Origin of the sequence: Parabacteroides sp. An277, assembly GCF_002159645.1 — a bacterium.
Classification (GTDB): domain Bacteria; phylum Bacteroidota; class Bacteroidia; order Bacteroidales; family Tannerellaceae; genus Parabacteroides.
The window spans coordinates 87,955-111,987 of sequence record NZ_NFJB01000003.1; the positions used below are offsets into that span (position 1 = coordinate 87,955).

At 47.0% G+C, this 24,033-nt stretch carries 10 protein-coding genes; all 10 read right to left on the reverse strand.

The features are described from left to right. Window positions 1-431: 431 nt before the first annotated feature. Window positions 432-2,888: a beta-galactosidase GalA gene (gene galA / locus B5F77_RS02160; protein ID WP_087326977.1), complete on the reverse strand. Its 2,457-nt coding sequence runs from the start codon at window positions 2,886-2,888 to the stop codon at window positions 432-434. Between the two features lie 31 nt (window positions 2,889-2,919). Next, a complete protein-coding gene (locus tag B5F77_RS02165) occupies window positions 2,920-4,671 on the reverse strand; it encodes a discoidin domain-containing protein (protein WP_087326980.1) in 1,752 nt (583 codons plus the stop codon). 47 nt (window positions 4,672-4,718) lie between these two features. Beyond that, window positions 4,719-6,779: a glycoside hydrolase family 3 C-terminal domain-containing protein gene (locus B5F77_RS02170; protein WP_239445704.1), complete on the reverse strand. Its 2,061-nt coding sequence runs from the start codon at window positions 6,777-6,779 to the stop codon at window positions 4,719-4,721. Window positions 6,780-6,950: 171 nt separating this feature from the next. After that, window positions 6,951-9,188, reverse strand: a complete 2,238-nt coding sequence (locus B5F77_RS02175; RefSeq protein ID WP_239445705.1) for a hypothetical protein — start codon at window positions 9,186-9,188, stop codon at window positions 6,951-6,953. A gap of 102 nt (window positions 9,189-9,290) precedes the next feature. Further along, window positions 9,291-11,657 (reverse strand): glycoside hydrolase family 31 protein, encoded by a 2,367-nt coding sequence (locus B5F77_RS02180; RefSeq protein ID WP_087326988.1) that lies wholly within the window; start codon window positions 11,655-11,657, stop codon window positions 9,291-9,293. A 20-nt stretch (window positions 11,658-11,677) separates the two neighbouring features. Beyond that, window positions 11,678-13,948 (reverse strand): right-handed parallel beta-helix repeat-containing protein, encoded by a 2,271-nt coding sequence (locus B5F77_RS02185; RefSeq protein ID WP_162607939.1) that lies wholly within the window; start codon window positions 13,946-13,948, stop codon window positions 11,678-11,680. A gap of 48 nt (window positions 13,949-13,996) precedes the next feature. Next, window positions 13,997-16,876, reverse strand: coding sequence for a glycoside hydrolase family 2 TIM barrel-domain containing protein (locus B5F77_RS02190; RefSeq protein ID WP_239445709.1), 2,880 nt, complete (start codon window positions 16,874-16,876; stop codon window positions 13,997-13,999). Window positions 16,877-16,907: 31 nt separating this feature from the next. Then, window positions 16,908-18,491: a glycoside hydrolase 43 family protein gene (locus tag B5F77_RS02195; protein ID WP_087326997.1), complete on the reverse strand. Its 1,584-nt coding sequence runs from the start codon at window positions 18,489-18,491 to the stop codon at window positions 16,908-16,910. Window positions 18,492-18,521: 30 nt separating this feature from the next. Continuing rightward, complete coding sequence (locus tag B5F77_RS02200) at window positions 18,522-21,005, reverse strand: beta-galactosidase (protein ID WP_087327000.1); 2,484 nt, start codon at window positions 21,003-21,005, stop codon at window positions 18,522-18,524. A 47-nt stretch (window positions 21,006-21,052) separates the two neighbouring features. Beyond that, window positions 21,053-24,004 (reverse strand): LamG-like jellyroll fold domain-containing protein, encoded by a 2,952-nt coding sequence (locus B5F77_RS02205; RefSeq protein ID WP_087327003.1) that lies wholly within the window; start codon window positions 24,002-24,004, stop codon window positions 21,053-21,055. Between the last annotated feature and the right edge of the window lie 29 nt (window positions 24,005-24,033).

Here is a 24,033-nt window from a genome sequence, read left to right on the forward strand (position 1 = left end):
CTCAGTCTCAGCTGCCGCTTCGCCAGCTCCCCTATCAAAGCAGGGGAGCTTTTCTAATAGTTTTTTCGAAATGTCCTTCCTTCGACAGCGTCGAAAGTTCCAATTTCCCGCCGGAAGCGTTTTCGACGGCGTCGAAAGTTCTAATTTTTCTCCGGAAGCATTTTCGACGGCGTCGAAAGTCTCGATTTTCTTCCGGAAGCATTTTCGACGGCGTCGAAAGTCTCGATTTTCTTCCGGAAGCATTTTCGACGGCGTCGAAAGTCTCGATTTTCTTCCGGAAGCATTTTCGACGGTGTCGAAAGTTCCAATTTTCCGCCGGAAGCATTTTCGACGGCGTCGAAATGGAATTTCGTCCGACAAAAGGTTTCCAGTGGCATTGGAGGGTCAATTGTCGTCCGAAAATCCATTTCCCACGCTTGGGGAATGTGGCATTATTCTTCCGCCGGACGGTTTACATCCAATTGGATGCGTGCGCGTTCCAAGCCGTCAGATTCTGCTACCAGTTCGATAGGCTTTCCGGAGCCATCGCTGGAAACAATAACCTGCGCATAACCGTTGAAAGCGTGGCGATAGACTGGTTCGCCTGTCGGGAATACGTCCGGTTCTTGGCTGGAAGGGTGTCCATTCCCTACGCCCAGGATGCGGCCATGGCGAATGGAGAAATTCACGCGGTTATGAGCCGTGGGGACTACGCGCCCCTTTTTGTCCAGCACCTTTACCGTAATGACAGATACGTCGTTACCATCTCCACAGAGCGCAGGACCTGTCTCGCTGACCAATGCTAACGAGGTCGGTTCGCCGGTAGTTTCAACGCGGACTTTGTAATGCTTTCCTGCTTTCCAGCCACGCGCTTCGACCTTTCCGGGTACGTACTTCACGCGCCAGGCAGGGATGTCGTATTTACCCACCGTTTTTTTACCCAAGCTGCGGCCGTTTACCAACAGCTCTACTTCGTCCATATTGGTATACAGATGGACATCGACGGAATCCGTACCGATACCGTTCCAATGAGGAAGCACATGAAGTACAGGCTCATTCGTCCACCAGGCCTTATAATACCAATATGCATCTTTGGGGAAGCCGCAATAGTCGTAGATACCGAAATTGGAGACCGTGCCCGGCCAGAAGTTCAGGAGCGCTTCGCCTCCGTAATCGAAGCCAGTCCAGACAAAAGCGCCGGCGATATAGGGACGCGCGTCTACGTAGCGCATCCATCGTTGAGCCGTGGAACCCCAACCCGGATGGTCGCGGTCGTAGGCTTGATGGAAATCTTTTTCCGGAATAGTTTGATAAATGCCGCGTGTTGTGACGGTGCTCGCCTCTTCCGTTAGCAGGCAAGGCAGTTTCGGAAAATGTTGGTGTACTTCGTCCAGGTTCCCAATCGAGAAATAATTGGAACCTTGCACATCAACCGCTTTGGTAAAACCTTCACCCCAGCTTCCGTTCATGGCAGCGGTGCAGAGGCGGTCAGGGTCGTATTGACGCAATACTTGCTTCATGCGTTCCACAATCATGCGACCTCTCTCAGTTCCTTGCAACGCCGGCTCTTCGTTTCCGAGACACCAAAGAATTACGGAAGGATGGTTGCGGTCACGGCGGACGATAGTCTTCAGCTGGGCAAGCCCTTCGTCACTGGAACTGAGGACACGAAGTTCGTCTAATACCAACATGCCCAAGGTATCGCACGCATTCAGCACGGATTCCGTCGGCGGATTGTGAGAAGCGCGATAAGCATTTGCCCCGAATTCCTTCAGCTTAGCTACGCGCCAAGCGTTCAAGCGGTCTGGAACCGCGATGCCTACACCCGCATGGTCTTGATGACAACAAACACCTTGGATTTGGACATGCTCTCCGTTTAAGAAGAAACCTTTGTCGGGGTCGAAATGAATGGTACGGATACCGAAGTCTGTGCTATACGTATCCACGAGCTTACCATCAACCAGCAAATCGGTTTGCATCTTGTACATGTGTGGATGCGATAAAGACCAAAGGCGCGGTTGCTTGATTTGCATCTGTGTGATGGACTCTTCTGTTTGCAAAGCATCTACATGCAGGGTTGTTTCCGACGAAGCGACCTCCTTTTGGGTCGGGTCCAGGATACGGTTTCGGACCACTATTTCTTTCAAGGCATTGTGTTCGTTGGTTACTTCGACAGATGCGTTGATAGATGCTGTTTGAAAATCTTGGCTTACCTCAGTAGTGATGCATGTACCCCATTGGGTTACATGTACCGGGTCAGTCTGTATGAACCAGACATTTCGATAAATACCTGCACCTTCGTAAGACCAAAGTTCGGAATGCGTGGCATCTACGCGGACAGAAATCACGTTATCAGCTCCGGGTTCGTAGTTTAAGCATTCTGTCACGTCGAATACCAACGGGACGTATCCGCTTTCACCTTTTCCTAAATAAATGCCGTTCATCCAGACTTGTGCGTCACGGAAAATACCTTCGAATTCTAATGTATAACGGCATCCTTTCTTCAGTTCCGGATAGAAAGTTTTCCGATACCAGCCGACGCTATTTTCTGGAGAACGCCCTCCCAGTTTGCGATAGCCCTTTATTTTAAATTGTGCGGGGTCGTAACCCAGCGCCATTCCCCAATCGTGCGGCAAGGATATAGAATCCCATGCGCTATCATCAAACTTTTGCGTATGTGGAATCTGTATATCGGATTCTTGATCGGCTTCCAACATGGTAGATTCTTGCAAGAACGCAATTTTAGAGAAAGACAAAGCTCTCCCGTAATTAAAATCTTTCGCAGGGTCAGCAGCATGCCCTTTTGCAAACCGCCAATCCTGGTTCAGTCTTATTTTCTCGCGGAGCGATTGTGCCGTAAGGAATCCTGACGACACCAACGCTAATAACATACAAATAATAAATCTCATCTTTTCGTTTTTTATAGGTTATACTTTATTTCTATTCCCGTTTTAATTTGTGGATTACATTTCCTTTTGTTACGCCTTGTTCGTTGTACGTATCTATCGAGAAATAGTAGGAGACATCGGCATTCAATCCGGTAAGTTCTATTTGTGTACTATCTGTTATCTGGTAGGTATGGTACAACTTATCAGGGGCTATACCCGCATGGACGACATAACCTTTGGCTCCTTCGACGGGTTGCCAACTCAAGGTAGCCCGACAGGCATCTTTGGCATTTGGTTCCACGTTGAACTCTGTAAGTGATGCTGGTTTTTTGCCGGAACCTAAACCGAAAACACGTAATTCGCGTAAAGATACATTCCCCGATATGGTATAAGCTTTGTTTTCCCATTTAATATAACGGGCTTTAAAGGGTGATTCAAACTCAATATAATCGTGTGGCGTATCAGTGCGCTTTTGGCTTTTGTCTGCAATGACATACCATTTTTCCCCGTCGTGTGAGGCGTACAAGCAATAACTTTGATATAATCCAGACTGACGGCCTAGCCACGTAGCTCCGTATTCGTCGTAGTTCACTTGTATAGCAGCGATATTGGCTTCGTTTTCTAAGTCTATGACGACCCATTCTTCTTTGTTGCTATCAGCAACCCATGCCGTGCGCATATTTTCGTCGACTAATTGGGTTGCTGGATAATCAGCGAGCGATGAAGAAGTACTGACAGGTTTGTCTTCTGACAAAAGCATCCACTTGGGACGTTTCCTGCTCCCTTTTCCAGGAAGGAACAATGGATAATCGCCCCATTCGGTGTCAGTATGTAGATAACCGTCTGTGTCAAATCCTGCAGGATAGAGTGATACGCGCCGTTCGAACATATGTCGAACTGAAATGGAGTTGGTTGCGGCTTTCCAATAAGTGTCTCCTACAAGGAAAAGGCAACCATGTCCAGCTCCTCCTAAGAAACCAGTTGGCTTGTAGGATACGGGACTATTCGGTAGATATTTAAAAGGACCTAACGGATTATCTGATACGTAGGCTCCGTCGGCATACGTGTCCCATTCTGTTCCGGGTGCCGCATATTCCAGATAATATTTTCCGTCATGTGCAGTTAGCCAAGCGCCTTCCAAATAAGGACGGCGTGGAAGTTCGTTTCGAGCTCCAGGACGTTCCCAACCGTGAGTTTCTGTATATGTGTTAATACATGCTACTGTTTTGCCTTCAGCCTCTAATGTCTTCAAATTAAAACGTTGTCCGTAGATTGGATCGGTGGGCGAACTACCATAATACAGATAGAGTGAATCGCCTTCTACATAAAAGGCAGGATCCCAATTCGCACTTATACTCTTTACGGCTTCCCATTGCCCCGTTTCGGGATGCGCAGAACGATAGAGCATCGCTTTACCTCGGGTGGAACCAATATAATAGATATAATCATCGTGAACAAAAAGTCCCGGCGCATAGTCCTCGATTGGGAGAACAGAATCTGGAATGAATACATATTCCCATGTGTTGAAATCATCTGTATGCCAATAACCGGACGACTTGGATGCAAAGAGCCAATAATGTCCTTTGAAAGGAATCACTACAGGATCGGCTGCTTCGCGTATACCCGCTCCTTCCGCTATTTTCATAAAACGGTAATCCAAATTCAATGGGTTGCAGAAGGTCTGTGGTTCCGAGGCTACGCGTGCCTCGATTGGTCCGGTTTGCCGACAAGACGTTATGCCCAAAAGGAATGCAATCCCAACTCCGTATATATTTGTTCTCCTGTTTTTCTCTTTAATCTTCATCTTGCATCATGTTTAATTCATGCTATTTGAAGTATGGTTTTCTTAGCTTAATAAGAGATGCGATAATCATCACCCGAAATCGTGAGCGGATAGAAAACACCCTCCGCTTGATAGGGTTGGCCGCCTCCTATGAAAACATCCGCTTTACCGGCACGTTCGACTAAATTCCCGTCGGTGTCGACTAATGCCAATTCTTCCGGTGAGAGGGTGAAAGTGACTTCACGACTTTCTCCCTTCTTTAATGATATGCGACGGAATCCCTTCAAAGCTCGAAGCGGGCGAGGGGAAGCGGAGTCTCCCGTATGTGAGATATACAATTGCACAACCTCTTCTCCATCTCGTTCACCTGTATTCGTAACACGTGTGGTAAATTGGATGGAATGACTTGTTTGTACGATAGAGTCTGTTGTAACGGGTGTGTATTGGAATGTGGTATAACTCAATCCATAGCCAAAAGGATAACGCACTTGCCCACGGAAATAGCGATAGGTGCGGTTCTGCATGGCGTAATCTTCGAATGGAGGCAAGTCTGCATCATTCATGTAGGTTGTCAAAGGCATACGTCCTGCAGGATTGTAATCGCCGAAAAGGATATCTGTGATAGCATCACCTGCAGCTTGTCCGCCATACCAAGCTTGGAGAATTGCGTCGACATGCTGGCTTTCCCATTCAAAATTCATAACCGAACCAGACATGTTCACAAGAATGAGTGGACGACCTGTCTTTTCCAATTCTTTCAACAAATCCAGTTGAACGGCCGGAAGTTGCATGGAAGAACGGTCTCCACTGGCAAAACCTGCATATCCATCAGCTCCAGCGTCTCCTGCTTCACCTTCATAGTTGGCATTAATACCGGAAACAAAGATAATCACATCAGCTTTTTTTGCCTGTTTGGCCACTTCTCGGAGCGAAGGGGCATCAGGTAGAAGGCGCAAATAATCTACTCCCTTCATGTAGTCGATTTCTATGTCATTACCCAAACGTTTCTGTAAACTTTCTAGCGGAGTAATGATTTCACTTGGGGTTCCGAAATAGTTGGCGAGAAGTGTTTGCTCATCATTCGCGTTCGGACCAATGACTGCAATCCGCTTTAGTTTTTCCTTCTTTAGAGGGAGAATTTTCCGTTCGTTCTTCAGGAGTACCATCGATTTACGCGCCATCTCGTATGCTTGCTGTTTGTGAGCATCGCACTCAATGACTTCCTGTCCGATTTGTCCGTATGGATTTGCCTCAACAGGGTCGAAGAGCCCAATTTTAAATAAGATAGTAAGTAAACGCTTCAAGGAGACATCTATGTCACGTTCTGAGATAAGTCCTTGTTGCACGCCTTGCTCCAATAGTTGGTAAAGGTTTCCGCACTCCAAATCTGTACCTTTCAAGACAGCGTCACTTACAGCTTCTATGTCATTGGCATGTGTTTTATGGTTGTGAGCAAAATCGTTGATTGCCCAGCAATCCGACGTTACATATCCATCGAACTTCCATTGATTGCGGAGAATATCATGCAGCAGTTCATTGTTCCCACAGCAAGGTTGGTTCTCGAATCGGTTATAGGCGCACATCACGCCATGTACCTTGGCTTTCACTACCAATTCGCGAAAGGCAGGTAAATAGGTATCCCATAAATCATATGCACTGACCGATACATTGAAAGAGTGGCGACTTCCCTCCGGTCCACTATGTACTGCATAATGTTTGGCGCAAGCAACAGCCTTCAGGTGATTAGGATCTGTACCTTCTAGACCTCGTACCATGGCTGCCCCCATTTTAGCCGTAAGATAGGGATCTTCACCATAGGTTTCCTGTCCACGTCCCCAGCGCGGGTCACGAAAGATATTCACATTGGGTGTCCAATAGGTTAATCCTCGATAGGGACCACCGGTTTTGCCAGCGCGCAAATCTTCGTTGAACAATGCGCGTCCTTCCGATGATATCATCTCGGCTGATTGGGCTAAAGCATCGGCATCGAACGTGGCCGCTAATGCAATCGCTTGTGGAAAAACCGTTACCTTTTCTTTCGTGCGAGCGACGCCGTGAAGTGCTTCGTTCCACCAGTTGTAAGCTGGTACACCCAGACGTTCAATAGCCGGAGACTGATGTTTCATCATTTGTACTTTTTCGGATAATGTAAGCCGAGAGACCAGGTCTTCTACTCGTTCCTCTATAGGAAGGTTTATATCACGAAATGGATACGTTTCCTGTGCAGGTGCATTTTGCCATGAAACCCATAACGAGAGGGCTAAAAAGATGTATTTATTCATGCTTTCTAATTTTATTGGTTATTCTTTTTCTTTGTTTACTTTATACTGGATACGCTTGCCAGCTTTGATGGATACTTTTTGATGCCACGTAAGGAAGGCATTATCGCCTAATGGTTTTACTGATTCCGCCTGATTCTCGCTTAAGATTGTCACTTGTGCATCGTAGCGCGTCGGATTGGTAATTTCCAGCCAGATAGCCTTGTCAGTTTCCCGGATGATGTGGGCCTTTACATGGTCGAATACATATAATCGGGAGGAATCGGTGCGGAGGTAAATCCCCGGAATCTCCAGTGCCATCAAAGCACCGTTTGTTTCATTCCAGCCGGTTTTTCCCCCATCGCCGCGAGAACCCCGACTATCGGCATCGCAATAGGTTAACCGTTCCGTTATCTTTCCATTGGGTTGTACACCTTCCGCATGAGCATGAATCACATCCCGCAGCAACTCAGCATAAAGCGTGTCACCCGTCGCCCGGTAAAGTTTGAACAAAGCATCGCCAGACTGTGTGCAGAATCCCGGTGCCCCATGCTTGTTTTGCGTACTTGCCCAAACAGCTCCCGTCAAGTTAGCACCTAACTTGGCTAACGGCGTCTCCTCAGGCAAACGATAGAAAAAGGAGACCGTCCATGTCGCACACAAATTTGCCAAATCTTGCGCCTGCTCCAGATAGGGTTGTTCGCCCGTCACCTCATACAACGTCATCAACGAAGTGGTCAACGCAATCGCCGTTTCCGAATCCGAATTCTGCAAAATATCGCCGCAAGCACCGGATGTAAAACCGACAAGAGCAAAATCCTTATAATAAAAATCCGCTGCTTCACGTGCTACCCGCAGATAGTCCGGTTGGTCGAAATAACGAGAAGCCAACGCCAACCCAGCGACAGCCATTGCCCCGCCGGTCGTATTGTAGGCGGCAATCTTTCCAGACTCAACATCGATGTAGTTGCCCCAAGTCCCGTTTTCCTGCCACGTCTTGACAAACGCATCGGCCAATCGCCGCACATCCGATACCCATTCGTCCCGAATTTGACCGCCATCGCCCATCGTTTCCATCAACATGAATTGCTTCACCATCCAATAGAGAATATCCGCATTCTTCCGGGTCAACCCAATGCCGTTGTAAAGGGCTGCCGCATCCCGCAAACGTACTTGTCCATCCGCCCCCAAGACATCATAATAATAACCGCTTTTCCCTTTCGCACGCGGCAGCGAAAAATCGAACGTGTTATACACCCTCCGGGCATGTTCCTCGTCGCCCAAAGTCAGCATCGGATAGGTATTGATCAATCCACCGATCCAGCCATACGACATCCAATCGGCATTCTCCGGGCAATAATACTCCCACTGCTTACCGACATAATAACGCTCGTCGATATTCCGAACCATACGATCGAACACCTCGCTCATCGGCATCAAGTTTCTGGGTTCAATCCGTTGCGTGTGCGATTTACGTTCCTTCATAAAACGAGCCAATAGCTCCGGAACCTCCGCGCAAGGAAAAGCAATCGCCGTCACCCGAATCACAATCTGTTCGCCTTCCCGAACCGAAATTCCCCGGTCCGGACTCTTGCTGAAACCGATAAACTCCGGTTTCTTCTCTCTCACGCCAGGAGCACTAACAACCAACGAAGCGACACTTCGGTCAGGCGTCTCTTCCACAATCAAGGCATGATCCAATACCTGCCCATTCCGTTCAATGCCTTGATCAGTCAACAAAATCAACCCTTGCTTTCCGGCACGTTCCAACACGGTGATAGCAGGAGTGGCAGTATTATTCACCAACACCTCCAAACGGGACTGCGCACCGAACTCCGGCGAAAGCTGCGGAATCGGGTTCGATGTCAATGCCAAATCTTTCCGATAATAGTCCGTTTTGTCCAACCCGGTCGCATATTCACGGTTCACGATACGCTGACGGTTACCATTATAGACCGAAGCCGGAATCATCACATAATTATCGCTTGTCCAGCCATACCGGTCGAACGCGACTGCCACACCGGCATTCTTCAGATCCCGGCGGGCCGTAAAGGTAAACGTATATGTCTTTCGTTCACCGCTTCCTTCCGTCCCTGTCGAGACAGTCCAGTCCGTATCGTCTCCCACTTCACGGCACTGTGCCAACCGCGCCTCCTCATACACACATTCCAACAAGCGGAGCGGTTTATCCGCCTGCTTCGTTTCGGGCAACCAATTTTGGGCATTCAACCAATTCGACAACAAGGCTGCCCCACTTATCATTACATATTTAAACTTCATGTCCTTCTATATTTTGTTATTCTTAATTTATACATTCAAATCTACTCCATTTTTCCAATAGAATCGTTGGTAAAGGTAAAATTGTTTTCATTCCCCGTTCAATTATAACTTAACCCGTATCTCATTTCCTTTATAAACAATTTGCTTATTTACCTTCGAAGTCAACTGATCGCCACATCCACGCGATTTTCCCACCAACACAATATCAAACTGACGATTTTTCAACATGCCGGGAAATTCGCCTTTCCGTTCTCCAATCACAAGCGTCCGATTTTGCTCATCCCATCGGAAACGAATTGTTGAATATATACCTTTCTCGTAATTATAATTATCATTCTCATCTTCGTACAACACAAATTCGCCGTCCCTCCCCGGATACACGCGAATTTCAAGTTTATCCCATCGTTTCTCAGTTGCATATTGCATCACCGGACTGAGCGGAAGAATGCTACCGGCCCTCACATAAATAGGCATCACATCTATAGGCACCTCCTTTTCCAAAGATTGTCGGCCTGCATATTTTTCTCCCGTCCAGAAATCAAACCATTCCGTTCCGTCAGGGAGATAAACAGTTCGCGTTTTCACATCGTCCAAATGAACTTTGCCGGCATCGTCCACATACATCGGTTCTGTTACTGGAGCAACCAGCAGAGAACGTCCGAACATATATTGATCGTTCAAATCAAGTATCCGTTTATCATGCGGAAAATCCATGAACAAAGCCCGCATAAAAGTATCGCCATACCGACTTACATTCCACGCCGTCGAATAAATATAAGGCAACAACCGGTATCGCAACCGAATGTACTTTTCCAATGCATCAAATTCCCAAGAACCTTTCTCTCCGAACAGATAAATCTCGCGAGGCGTACACGTTCCATGCGACCGCATCATCGGCGTAAATGTACCAAACTGCATCCAACGAACATACAATTCCCGATATGCCGGATCTTGAATGCCTTTCGGATAATAATTGCACGACGCAAAACCACCGATATCCGTATTCCAATAAGGAATGCCACAAACAGAAAAATTAAGTCCTGCAGCTATTTGCTTATGTAATACCTCCCATGAGGATTGAACATCACCCGACCAAGAACAAGCACCATAACGCTGTTGCCCGGTAAAAGCAGAACGGGTAAGAATAAAAACACGCTTATCAGAAGTCTTCGCCCGTTGCCGTTCGTACACGCCGCCGACTGAAACAATCGGATAGGCATTCGCAACCGTCCGATAAGGTCCGACGTAAGTGTTTTGTTTCCATTTCCGCAGGTCTCTCATGGCTAATTCAGGTTCTGTCGCATCCAGCCACCAAGCGTCAATCCCCAAAGCGAACAGATTCTTATCCATACGTTCCCAATACAGAGCACGGGCTTCCGGATGAAAAGCATCATACGGCAAAGCCTCTTCGGGCCATCCGGGCAAATCCAACAACCAATCCCGCAGCCGGAATGTCTTATAAATATCCGTATTCGGCCCAAACGAAGGCCAAACCGAAATAGCAATATGTGCATTCATTCGATGAACCTCATCAATCATCGCTTTCGGATTGGGATAATTCGGATTATTGAACGCCAGCGCGTTCCAATCTTTCGGGTCTACACCCCAGTATTGCCAATCCTGTATGATTCCATCCAATGGCACTCCCAACTCACGATACTTCTTGACGACACCCACCAGTTCATCCTGACTTTGGTATCGTTCTTTCGACTGCCAATATCCGTATGTCCATAACGGATTCATTTGGACTTGCCCCGTCAAATCTCGCATATTCCGAATCACGTCATCCGCATTCCCACCATACAAAAAATAATAATCGGCACAGCTTCCCGCCTTCGAGCAGAAAGCCGTTTCCATCGGATTATCCGTAAAGTCTGTATAGGAAGCGTTATCCCATAACAAGCCATACCCTTTGACCGACTGTATATAAGGAATCGCAATCTGTGTATTTTCCTGATGCAAATCCAGCCATTGGTTACGTTGGTTCATCTTCCCTTCTTGTTGTTGCCCCAATCCATAAATCGCCTCCTCCTCTTCGAGCCGGAATGCTTGTCGCACAAGATAAGTTTGATGATTATCGGCATATTTCACCGGTGTAAACTGGATGCCATACGCTTTTTCCTTCAGCAAATAGCGTCCCCGACTATCGGCATAGGTTATTTTTCCGGTTTCCACATCCAATGCGACAACCAAGCTATCCGTCGTCAAACTCACCCGGCCACCTTCCTTTTGCACTTTAAAAGGCGTTTTCTCCGGAGTTTTGACAACAGAAAAACTGGGAGGGATCACTCGTTTGCCCTCCGGATACTTCAAGACCCGAATAATGGTAGGCGAGTACACTTGGATTTCCACTCCTATTCCATTCGAGCATACCGCAAAACCACCATCCGTCTGTTTCAACTCCTGACCATGCGCTATTCCAACCATAATCGTTAAGAATAGTCCCATCATTATCTTGTTCAATTTCATTTTTAAACTTCCTCCTTTTTTTACTGTTTAGGCCAGACTTTCCATTCCTGATAACCGGAGGTTTGTATCTCCAGCGCTCCGGGAGAGGGATGCCTGTTCCGTTTATTTCCCATGTAATCGGTGTCTACTTTCAAACGGCTGCCGTCCGGATTCGTGAAAGCCTGTTGGGGAACGATGGCTTTGTCTAATACAGAAGTCGTCACCATACGCCGCTTTACTCCTCCTTTCCAATCGGGACTGACCTTCATGGATAAATACCAGCCATCGGCCTTTTGAGTCAGTCTGACATCGGGATCCGCTCCCTTGTCGACCCACGCATTCCGGTCGTCAGCCGACGGACGCGCACCCCCCGAAAACACATTTCCTTCATAACGAATCGGCAGTCCGGGCGCATCCCAATTGCCTAACGAGGCCTGTTTCACCAACAGATTATTCAACCACTGCCAATCGCCCCCCGGATTCGGCGCTTTCCCGAGTGAAACAGTCCCATGCGGTTTGTAATAGTAGGTCAGACGTCCGCCGCCGCAACGGTCGACGCCTCCATTCATTTCTCCCGTGACCAAATTATGGACGCAGGCAATCCCCTGTGACAAAGAGATGCCTTTTTTCGACAGCAAAATATTATTGGCCACCAGAATCGGGCCGTGGCAAACTTCAATAAACAAATCTTCATTCACCCCGTTGTCGTGAAACAGATTCCCGACAACTTGTACACCTTGTGAGCCCCAATCCAGCCAGATACCGCGAATCGTACGATAGATATGATTATCCTTGATCACCGCATCGTTGGCAAAATGCAATTTGATACCCGCCATTTCATCGCCTTCGAAAGTCTCTCCGATGCAGATATCATGGATTTCATTCCCCTCTATCCGACTAAAAGCTCCTCCGCTGCAACCGACGATTCCCACTTGTCCGCAGGCATAAATATGGTTATTCCGCACCGTATGGAATCCCACCGCCTCTTTCTCCCACGAGGCATTTTCGAAATAATCCAACAACTGCTGTTCCGTCTGTTCGCCCTCCGGCTCCGGATAGACGCGGGGAGGCAACTTCTGATAATGGTGTGAATGGCCGAACGTCGGACGTCCCAGAGAGATTCCGGCACATCGTGAATTCCGAATCGTATTGTTTTCGATAATCCAACCTTTCGACCAACGGGTACCAATCAACCCGGGTTGCTCAGCCGAAGGAGGCGCCCAGTTCGTGGCCGCGTTTTCCAGAATAAACCCACGGACGGTCAGATAATGAATGCCGGTCCGTTCCGGATAAAAGACACAGCTTCGGGCGGTGATTTCGACAGACTCCTGATTCGGATCCATTCCTTGGGGGAATTGCGCCCAAAGGGTCGTCCGGCCGTCCAGCTGTTGTGCCGGAGCCTTCAACACGAAACAGAGATTGTGCTTCCCCGTCAACCGGCGATTCAACGTCAGCGGGAAGACGACAAAACGCTCCCAGTCGCCCGTACAGGTAATCATGCCGGTCCCCAGCAATTCGCCTTCCGGACGCTCCGCATGGATTTCAATCAGCCCTCCCTTTGCCAATGTAGCCGCCTGTACAAAGAGCGTATCCGTCCCCGCGCCAAAGTCCACACCGTCAAAATAAAGCATGGAGCCATCCTTCAAATATCCGAAAGGCCAACGTTCCACTACTTGCATACACACCGCCTGGTCGCCACCCTTCACGGAAGCCTGCATCGACGTCGTACGTTTGCCACCTGCGGGGCAAATCCATTCCACATTCATCAAAACCGGACCGCCGTTCCCGTCAGCCTCCACATACCAATAAGGTTGGTCACCCACCGGTTTCAGCACCTCGCAACGAGAAAAGGTTTCCCGCATCCGCTGTCCGTTCAGTATCACAAAGCCGGTATGATTCGGCAGTCCTTTCCCCCGATACCAACTTCCATAGATTTGTTCGTCAAAAGGATTCGTATCCCCAAAGAAGCTGTTTGGCAACGTCACTTTCCAGGTATTGTTCTGTACCTTCACCCAGCCCTTTACCGGTTCCGAACCGGTGATGACGACCCGTTCGCCCGGCGCAGCCTGGTAGGTGATGCGCATTTCGTCCGACAAACCGCCTCTGGGAGGCACGACCCATTCCCGATAGGTCCCCGCATGGACGGTCACCGTGTCGCCCGGCAAAGCCATCTGTGCGGCGTGGTTGATCGTCCGGAAAGGAGCGTTCTCCGTTCCCGGCCCCGCATCGTTACCCACAGGCGAAACATGATATTCCCTTGCCGACAAATAGGCCGGCAAGAGAATAAAGAATAGGAACCCAAATATTTTCATACACATGCAATTAAATAAATCTATTTCTTAAACAGGGATATCACCAACTCATTTGAATAATGTGACTTCCGCCAAAGCAGAATGTCCTTCAGACACTTTCTCAAAGACTATTCGGAAATACCTTAAGTGTTTTTGAAAACGCACCGGTTTAAAATCCCAACCCGTACATTCCTTTTCATACAAAGTTTCCCACGTTTGTCCATCTTCTGATATCTCTACCCGATGTTGATACGATGAACTGTCCTTTTGAAAACGAATACGACTTCCATATACCTTGGTTATATGGGGTAAAACAAACGTAACTGTTTGAGGAAAAGAATCTGCCTCCGAAATCCACCAACTAAAATCATCCCCATCGACCGTATGACGTAATGGATATTCCTTCGAACCCACATCTCCCCATATCGAATCAATAACGATAGTTTCATGAGAAAGAATCTCCTTGTCCCATTTCGTATCTTTCACCACAACACCTTGTTCTTCGTCTCCAGTAAAAGGAGCATGGTTACCATCGGGCAAAATATGCATTTCACAGTGAATCGTGTGGCACGATAATTCTGCCGGTTTCAACCCCTCTGAAACCGCCTTGATGTTAATCTGTCCAGCCTTTTGGGTCGTATGAATTAACGCATAGCCAATACCGGCTTCCACCTTCTGCGGATTCACACCAATCCGCCTGATGCCGTCGCCTATTAAATGTCCTTCACCCGAAACCTCCAAGGTAATCTCAGCCGCTGAAGTCGGTACAACTGTTCCCTGCTTATCACAAACTTTTACATAAATCGGAATCATGTCACTTCCGTCGGCAACAGGTTGTACTTGCGGATCTAAAATCTCAATCGAAAGATGATCCGGTTCTCCGGGAGTACAGACTTCGTGTGTCTTTACAAGTTGGCCATCCAACCAGGCCTCGGCCCGCAATGCTCCCGGTTCATAGGAACCGGCATCGAACACAAAGCTCGGACTTCCTCCTTTCTGCACAATCCATGGATACACCGAAGCACGCTCTTTACGGGTTTGTTTGCCAAGCAATTTACCATTTCGATACAAATGTACTTCATCACAATTGGAAAAGACCATAATTTCCGATGTTGCCGAAGGATACTGCCCCGAATTAAATGAAGCGATAAAAACCATTGGCCCTTCATACAACCCTGCCTGTGAAACAGAAGCCGGACGCATACTTTGCATCATATAATAACCAAATTTTGGATAACGGTTCACATCAACCACCCCTGAATACATGGTTACTTCCTCTGCTCCTCTGGCATAATCATTATAACTCCACATAAAATGGCCACCCATACGAGGATTCGCATCCAACATACACCAATCAAAATATCCATCACCATTCAACTGACGGAGACGACTTCGACATTGACGCATCTGTTCATATTCATTTTCCTGAAGGCTTACACGTGGCTTCTCGCCTACACCATCCCCCCATTCTCTTGTAAACAAAGGCTTGACTGAAATCAAATTATCCCGTTCATTCGTCATCACACTTCCATCCTTCGGGAAATGTCCAACCTGCTTATAAAATACATCGTAAAACGGCTCGGTTTCTTCATGGCTAAAATAATCAGCCGACGTATACATCTGATCGCCCGGATACTCTTCATGTGCAGCCCGGTAGATACGTTCCACCACCTGCAAGGGATAAGTCGTTTCATTCAAAGCCGTTTCCCACAAAACAATGGAAGGATGGTTTCTATCTCGTCGAATCATCGTTCGGCAAACCTCTTCCAATCGATTTGCAAACACCGGCTCCTCATTAAAGTACTGCCAACCGGGGATACATTCAATAACCAACAAACCATACTTGTCACAAGCCGAAAGAAAAGCAGGATCATGTGGGTAATGAGCCGCCCGGACAGCGTTATACCCACCTCGTTTCATATCGATTACATCTCGTTCTTGCATCGAGTTGGAGGCTGCATCTCCCACATGCGGAAAAGATTGATGACGATTCGCACCTACCAAATAAAGATGTTCTCCATTAATGAAAAAGCCTTTCTCAGTAGAATATGAGATAGTTCGAATCCCTATCTGTTCGACCCGTCGATCCAATACCAGTCCTTCCTCGTCGCATAATTCACATTCCAATTGATATAAGTTCGGATGATAAGGATGCCATAACTGCGGAGATTTTATTTCGATATCCTGCAACACAAGCCTTGCTTCCCCGTCTTTCAATGTTAATTTCATCTCTTTTTGGGCGACAACCTGGCCGGAAGTGTCCCGCACTGAAGAGAGCAAACAGACGGTTCGAGCCTCTTGAAAAGTATTTCGGACATGTGTTTTCAAACGAACTGTTGCCTGTTTGGCATTTACTTCCGGATAAGTAACAAACAAACCACCACCGGCCACATTATTTTCTTCCAGCTCATCCGTGATGTACAACTTATCTGTGACGACCATCTTTACATCCCGATAAATCCCACTGTAATAATAGAAATCCAAACGATCCTGCGGTTTGCCCGGTGGGGTCAATGAATCATATTCGGCGGAAACACGAATAGCCAACACATTATTTGCACTATGCCGTTCGATATAGGGAGAGACATCTACGCTAAAACCAACATACCCTCCCTTATGCTCAACAATCTTTTTCCCGTTCAAATACACTTCACACGAATTCATTACCCCTTCAAATTGCAATAAAATCCGCTTATCTTCACATCCGTATGGCATCTTAAAATAACGCCGATACCAACCTATGCCATCGTAGATTATATCTCCGCCACAATGTTTCTTCTCCAATTGCATAATGTGCGGAATTGATATCGGTATCCATTGAGAATCATCAATCCCCACCTGCTCTCCATTCAGGTAGTCTCCACGATAAAAAGCCCAGTCAGTATTCAAACTATAAGTGATACGATCCGCCTTTGCACACCATGCAATGCAGCATAGACAACATATCATCCATTTTATCCTGTTCATCCAGCTAGCCATATTACTTCAAATTAAAATGAAACCAATTAAAATCAGCAAAACCTCCAACACCTTCCGGTTTCGTCGCATAATTGAAAAGAGCAAAACGATTTCCTGTCCAAGCCAGCCCTAACCCCATAGAAAAGGTCGAATCAACGGGACGGAATGTTTCTCCATCCAAACTATAATAAAAACGGGCAGTAAAATCCTTATCTCTCGCACGAGCTCGAATCCATACCCGATTTGTCGGTATGTTCGCCTCTAATTCCGTTATCTTCCCATCTTGGCATAAGACCAAACGAGGCTTTCCTGCGTACATTTCAACGCCAACGTAAGCATACGGGAATTGGAATATTCCCATACCAGCAATATTTCCCTCTTTCAACCCCGAAATATCAACCTCCACGGTTCCCTCTGAATTAGGGCCTTGTACACGCTGGGTTAATGTATTCCGCGCATTCTTTAAATCAGAAGCCAACAACGCATGCAACCGCAAATATCCCTTCCGTTCACTCAACGACCAGTTCTCCATATCCGGGTTATGATTCCATTGCCATTGCAAACCCAACGCTTTGGAATTGAATTCATCCGAAGTGGCGGGAGCAGACAGAGGATAGTTTTTACCCACCTCCGGTTTCTCATAAGAGATTGCATCTTTTCCTTCCACACCCAACATCGGCCATCCATCAACCCATTTCACCGGCTGTAAATGAGGGACACGCCCTATCGGCCCTCTATCCTGCATGATAATGAACCACCAATCTCCGTTCTTTAACTGGACCATACCTCCTTGATGTAAACCATTTGGTGGATACGAGCTATCATCATCTATTATCACCTTATGTTCGTAAGGCCCATAAATGTTTTTGGAACGTAAACAAACTTGCCACCCCTTCGTACCTCCGGCTGGACAAGTGATATAATAATAGCCATTGATCTTATACATGTGCGACCCTTCCATGCCAAACTTTGTTCCGAATGTCCGGCTGTTATCAAATCCCTTATTCCAGATTTGAACCGGTTTGCCTTTTACAGAGCGGACATCCTCGTTTAATTCCGTTATATATAAGGTATGTTGCCCATGTACGACGTACACTCTCCCGTCATCATCGAAAAACAATCCCGGGTCATACAAATATTCCGGGAAAATAGTCCGCTTCCAAGGACCTTCCGGTTTTTCCGCCTCGCAAACCGAGAAATGTCCATTCTCTGTACCCCAGCCGTAAGGCGTACAAAAGGCGACATAAAACTTCCCCTTGTAATAACGGATGGAACTGGCCCAAGCACCGTTCAGATAGAGGGTACCTCCTTGCATGTCATACCGCGGATCTTCATCATACCGCTCGACAGCATAACCAGCCATCTCCCAATTTACCAAATCATGCGACTGCGCAATCGGGCATCCCGGCACATAATGCATGCTTGTCGAAACCATATAAAAAGTATCATCCACCCGTATCACATCAGGGTCGGGCCAATCCCCCCACATAATCGGATTCGTAAACGTCCCATCTCCGTTGTCTGCCGTCCAACCCTTTTCTTGAGCGGAAACGGCTATTGACCATCCAAGAAAGACGCCCCATAATAATATCCTATGCTTTTTCATATCTCCTTGTCGTTTTATGTATATCTTTATTTAATCTCTTCTTTCAGCCATATCCGGATAAGGAGCAATCTCGACTGCTTTCACACTCGCACCATTGGCTGTCTGCCTAAAACCGAATACCAATACATTCTTTTTACCGAAATTCAACCAGCATTCCGGTAAATAATATTCGCGTTGCGGGCCGGCTTCCCAATGCCGCCCGATATTATGTCCGTTCAGCCACATATATCCATTTCCAGATGCATTTATCCGCATCAACCACGGAATCCAAACTGCCGGATTGCTTTTCGGCAAATCAAATTCAAGCCGATACCATGTAAACAATCCATCCGGCATAGCTTTAGGTTGCACGCCATTCCCTTTCCGAGGAATCTCGCATTTCGTATCAAGCGGTACAACCGTCCAACCTTTCGATGTACAATCGGGCGAAATCCATTTTTCCGTCACCCCGGCTACGTCCACAGACAACTCCCATTCCAACGGATGAGTCAGCACTGTCTCGGAAACAGATAAACCGGCTTTCCGAATCCCGGCCAACTCTTCCATCGGAACATAGCCATGTGCATGGCCTAAATTCTCATAAACGACAAGAATCTCATTCTCTCCCTCCTGTAACATGCCGGAAACATCAAAACGATTATCATATTCGTCCGGCCGGATACGGTCAAAGCAATTTCGCGTAGTCCATGTCTGTGCATCGGCCTTGTCGGGGAACAATCGACGCGCCATCTTCCCATTCACACACGCAGACACTATATCGCGCGTAAACATATTAAACAATAAATACTTTTCGTCTTCGGTTTGCTGCTTTGTCAGATAGACTTTGGCCCGATATAAACTATAACGGAAATCATTCACATTTACATCCGATAACGAAGGCAATTCCGGCACAACCATCCAACGGGCTTTAGCATAATCGTCTTCTTTTCTCCAAACCGACGCGATACGGATAGACTCCGGTAACGATGCCGGACGTTTGATTGCAGGTTGATGCTTTGGCCACCAACTGCCCTCACGGGCCGATTTTCCTGCCGGAATAACCAACACTTTCGAACCTAATGCATCCAATTCATATTCTACCCGAATCGGCGCAATACTTAATGAATCTTCCTGCTGGTCGCTATCCACCCGCATCAGTACCTTCTTCCCATTCTGGTCAATATTATACATTGCCTCCCGGGGACGCGCCATTTTCCCCGGAACTAATGTCACATACCCTTTTAAAGCCTGTTCCTGATTGGTGTTGTGCAAAAATACAAACAGAGTGCCATCCTCTGCCACACGAACACCTCCAAATAATCCTTCGGGAGCACCTTGTAACGAACAAGGGCCACCAGTCGTCCGGGTCAGTTGCGGTTCGAAACGCCGGATAAATTCACCCAATCCCTTCGCAGCCAAATACTTTTCGCCTACGCCGCCACATTCCCGAATCGCTGCATTATAATCATAAGAGGTTGTCATGCCTCGAGCGCCCCAACCGGCGAAATGAGTTCCTCCGAAAAACATATAATAATTAATACCCGTTCCTCCTCCCAGTATCGTCATCAGACCGATTGTTTGAAAATGCCGCGCATCTGAATAATGTTTTTCGCTCAATGTCCCCGTGACCAATGAAAACCATCCCCCTTGCAACTCTGTCACAAATCCCGGAGCATCCGGCTGTTGCCTACACAATGAAGCCATCCGATAAGCACAACTCGGAGCGTCAGACAAGCCTACATAATAATTATCGCAATCGAATATCTGCGACAATTCTTTATCGCTGCTCCCGCGACATTCACCCGTCAAACAGGAAAAAACAGGGATATCCATCCCGCTTTTACGTGCCGACCGGTATAATGCCTTTAAGAATTCGGATTTATTGGCACAGCCATGCGCATTATATTCATTTTCGATTTGAATCAAGATAATGCCCTTTTCCCCTTTTGGTTTTCGTGTAATTTGCTCATCTACCAACTCTTTGCAAACAGCATCAAACCAATGGACACACCAACGGACATGCTGCGGATCCGCACTTCTCAGCCACAACCCTTTTACATCATCCGGACGAAATTTCGCCAACCAACGCGGATATGCACCTCCCGAAAATTCCGCACAAATAAACGGACCCGGTCGTACGATTGTATACAGGTCAAACTCATTTTGTGCCATCGAAAGCCATCGTCTTAAATCTGAAAAATCAAAATGTGCCGTATCATTTACATCCGCCGGCATCGTCCGCTCGTGCCAATTCCAAGGGACATACGTTTCCACTGTATTGAATCCGGCTTCTTTAATCTTCCGAAACCGATCTCTCCACAATTCTTCCGGACAGCGGAAATAATGAAATGCCGCACTATAGATAAACCGATCTTCACCTTCTATCGTCAAACAAGAACCGTCGTAACGGATACGTTCCGGATGGGAAAATTCTTTCACCGGCTTTTCCTCCGCGTTTATTACCCACGAACACAAACAAAACAGATTGCAAAAAACAATCAATCCTTTTCTTAACCAATCTCGCAAATTCACCATAACTTGCTTTTTTTAATTTCTTATCATTCCACAAAAGCCTCCTATTTTCATTCTATCAAAAACCATGTCGTTCCCTGCGCTTTCACAGAAACCGGCAATGACAGATGGGCTTCATCATCTAACTTATATTCTTTACGCTTCCCGTCTTCAGCCATAACAATAGCCTTTCCTTTCAAGCCTGTATAATACAAAGGCAAACGCATTTCTTTTGTAATATCACGATCCGTCGGATTAAACACAACCACCATCCCCTTATGCTGAATGAATGGGTTCACATGCATGATACAATCCAAATCACGACCGTTCGGACGGCTCACATGGATAATATCCGAAGTCAATATATCCCGATACTTTTTAAACCAATGAATCCATTTCGATACCATCTGCTTGGTTTCCGGCGTATCATATAGGCGGTTTCCCCGGATTGTCAGATGGCAACCACTCGCGAGGTATTGGATCAATTGTTGTTCATAACGTTCCAGATTTTCACATAAGGGCTCCAACCCGACACGCGGGTCATTGGTATAAAAACCGACCAATTGCAAGGTCATCCATCCCATTGGCGGTAACTTATGCCACGTCCCGTCATAAATATACTGTCGCCCTAACAGAAGTTGCTGCTGAGGTGTCAAATTCGCACTTGCCTCACGATATCCCATACCGGTCGAATTCTGTCCATTCAAGAAATACCAATCGGGAATCGGTACATACATTCCTCGACGATTCAATTCATGAATGACGCCAACTTGCGTTTTCCATTGTTCCCACTGCGAATCTTCTAACCCACGGTGATGAGGATGTCGCGTCGAAGCACATACATCTCCATGGTAAGGCCCGTCCATATTATACGTCATGAAACCGGTCTTATCAAAAAATTCCCACATCTTCGGATAATAAATATCTTTCCAATCACTCGCAATGCAAACACTTTGCCCGAACAGGCTACCCGGTTTGCCTGTTTCCGGATCCACGCAATCGACCGCTTCTCCACGTCCGCGCGAGGCCACCTGCAATTCATATCCCCCCATCACGATACCACGTTCCCGCGCATAAGCCGCTATTTTCCTCCAATGCTGAATGTAGGTCGAATCCAAATTATCATGACTGATGCCGGGCCATGCCATAATGTCCAACTGCTCCAACCCCAATTCCGCCAACTGGTCGATAAACCCTTTTAGCTGCTGCTCGTCATGCGAAGTTATTCCACCACATATCAACGATTCCGTAACCTGAGGAGCTAATTTCTTATACATCCGCCGATGTCCCAGCGATTGCCGCTCCCGGTCGTCGCTATCCTGCAACAATTCAAACGTAATATAGGATTTAAACGGATTTTGATTGTCCACCACAACGTTCGGCCCCATCGGCAACGTACTTACTAACAGATTCCGGTGTTGAAATCCCAAAAACTTATCTTCTGCCTGATTATGGCTGGCCCATGTATGATATTCCGGATCAACGCGCCACGTAGTCGTGGAACTTCCGACATGATATTTTTTAGGCGTACCATTGTAATGCATCAGCGCGCTACCCCGCAAATCGGCATTCACCAAGGCAAACGAATAATCGCTCTCTACATGAATCCGGTTAATCTGATCTTGATTCATGGCAACAATTTCCGTTTCAATCTCATCCAATACCACTGATTCGTTCCCGTGGTTCAACACCTCGACCCATTTGGCCATAACCGGGATTCCCTTATATATTTCATACGACACCTTTACTTCCAGTTCTTTTACGTCTGGCATCTGCTCCGTCGGCTCGTATGTCATGACTATACGTAACCCCTCTGCCGGCCAATCCGTTTCCAACGCATTGAATTTCGGTTTCCACGAATACCGCATCAAAGGTTTGCCCGTTTCGATTTTACTCAAGGTAAATGCTTGGTGGGAAGCCTCCATTTCAGGAATCCAAGATTCCAATAAATAAGAATATTCCGGTTGCCCTTTCAAACCTCCGACTTCGTACCACACACTATCCACCCGAATCCGTGCCTCCGGTTTCACCGCCCGTACATATTCAGCCTCATTCGACAAATTTTTATATCCGATGCACGCCAAATTCGCTCCTACATAAAATGTACGGGAAATCAACCCGTTGCTAATTTGGAACACCGTGCTCAAAGCATCATCTGTTTGCTGAATCTGCATACAGCAAGGGTCTTCTACCGGCTGAATCAACCAATCGTTCGGTTGTCGCTCCGATGAAAAAGAAGAGACAAAGACCTTGCCCAATCCGGGCTTTTGGATTGCGGCAATCAACGCTTTTCGCTTTTCGGTCTGCACCTCGTTCTCTTTCTTGATTCTTTTATAATCCAACAAAAAATCCGTATCCGGGTCAAAAGCTCCTTCTTTAAATGTGCTATATCGGACTTCATATACTTCTCCCTCAAAAGCCTCATCTCCCTTTTCCGAAACCGCAACAGAAAAATTAGGTGCAAATGCAGAGGTCGGATGAAACATATTGATAGATTTTCCATTCAACCAAACAGAACCTTTGCCGGCATTCACGACCATCGCCAAATGCGTCCAAACCTCTTTGGCGACCTCACCTATTTCGACAATATCCGCGCCACCGGAAACCAATAGCCAGCGGTCATCCTTTTGCGCGATTACATATCCCTGTTTCCCGTTTCCATTCGCCACTACAACCTGTGTTTGTCCTTGCGTTTGATTCCGACTGGGTTTCACCCAAATTTCCAATACCTGATTCTCCTTGGGTGTTCCCACCGCCTGTTCGAAACGATACCCGTCCTCTTCCCCTTTAAACAGAATACCTCCTTCCCCACGTAATTTCTTATCGCCCGGGGCATCGGCATAAAAAACAGGTTTTCCAACGGCTTGCAAAACATTTTCACCCACCACAGGCCGGATTTGGCCGGGAGCGACGGCATACGTAACATTCCCGGCCTTTCCAAAGTTATAATGCAAAACAGGCTTTATCTTTCCACTGGCATACAGACTAAACAATGCAAAAATAATGACAAGATTTTTTTTCATACTGTTCTCGTTTTAACTGGCAATCTACA

Bases quoted from the DNA above. Each gene is read 5' to 3' on its own strand.
- galA (WP_087326977.1), bottom strand. From the start codon at position 2,888: ATGAGATTTATTATTTGTATGTTATTAGCGTTGGTGTCGTCAGGATTC.
- B5F77_RS02165 (WP_087326980.1), bottom strand. From the start codon at position 4,671: ATGAAGATTAAAGAGAAAAACAGGAGAACAAATATATACGGAGTTGGG.
- B5F77_RS02170 (WP_239445704.1), bottom strand. From the start codon at position 6,779: ATGATGAAACATCAGTCTCCGGCTATTGAACGTCTGGGTGTACCAGCT.
- B5F77_RS02175 (WP_239445705.1), bottom strand. From the start codon at position 9,188: ATGAAGTTTAAATATGTAATGATAAGTGGGGCAGCCTTGTTGTCGAAT.
- B5F77_RS02180 (WP_087326988.1), bottom strand. From the start codon at position 11,657: ATGAAATTGAACAAGATAATGATGGGACTATTCTTAACGATTATGGTT.
- B5F77_RS02185 (WP_162607939.1), bottom strand. From the start codon at position 13,948: ATGAAAATATTTGGGTTCCTATTCTTTATTCTCTTGCCGGCCTATTTG.
- B5F77_RS02190 (WP_239445709.1), bottom strand. From the start codon at position 16,876: ATGATATGTTGTCTATGCTGCATTGCATGGTGTGCAAAGGCGGATCGT.
- B5F77_RS02195 (WP_087326997.1), bottom strand. From the start codon at position 18,491: ATGAAAAAGCATAGGATATTATTATGGGGCGTCTTTCTTGGATGGTCA.
- B5F77_RS02200 (WP_087327000.1), bottom strand. From the start codon at position 21,005: ATGGTGAATTTGCGAGATTGGTTAAGAAAAGGATTGATTGTTTTTTGC.
- B5F77_RS02205 (WP_087327003.1), bottom strand. From the start codon at position 24,004: ATGAAAAAAAATCTTGTCATTATTTTTGCATTGTTTAGTCTGTATGCC.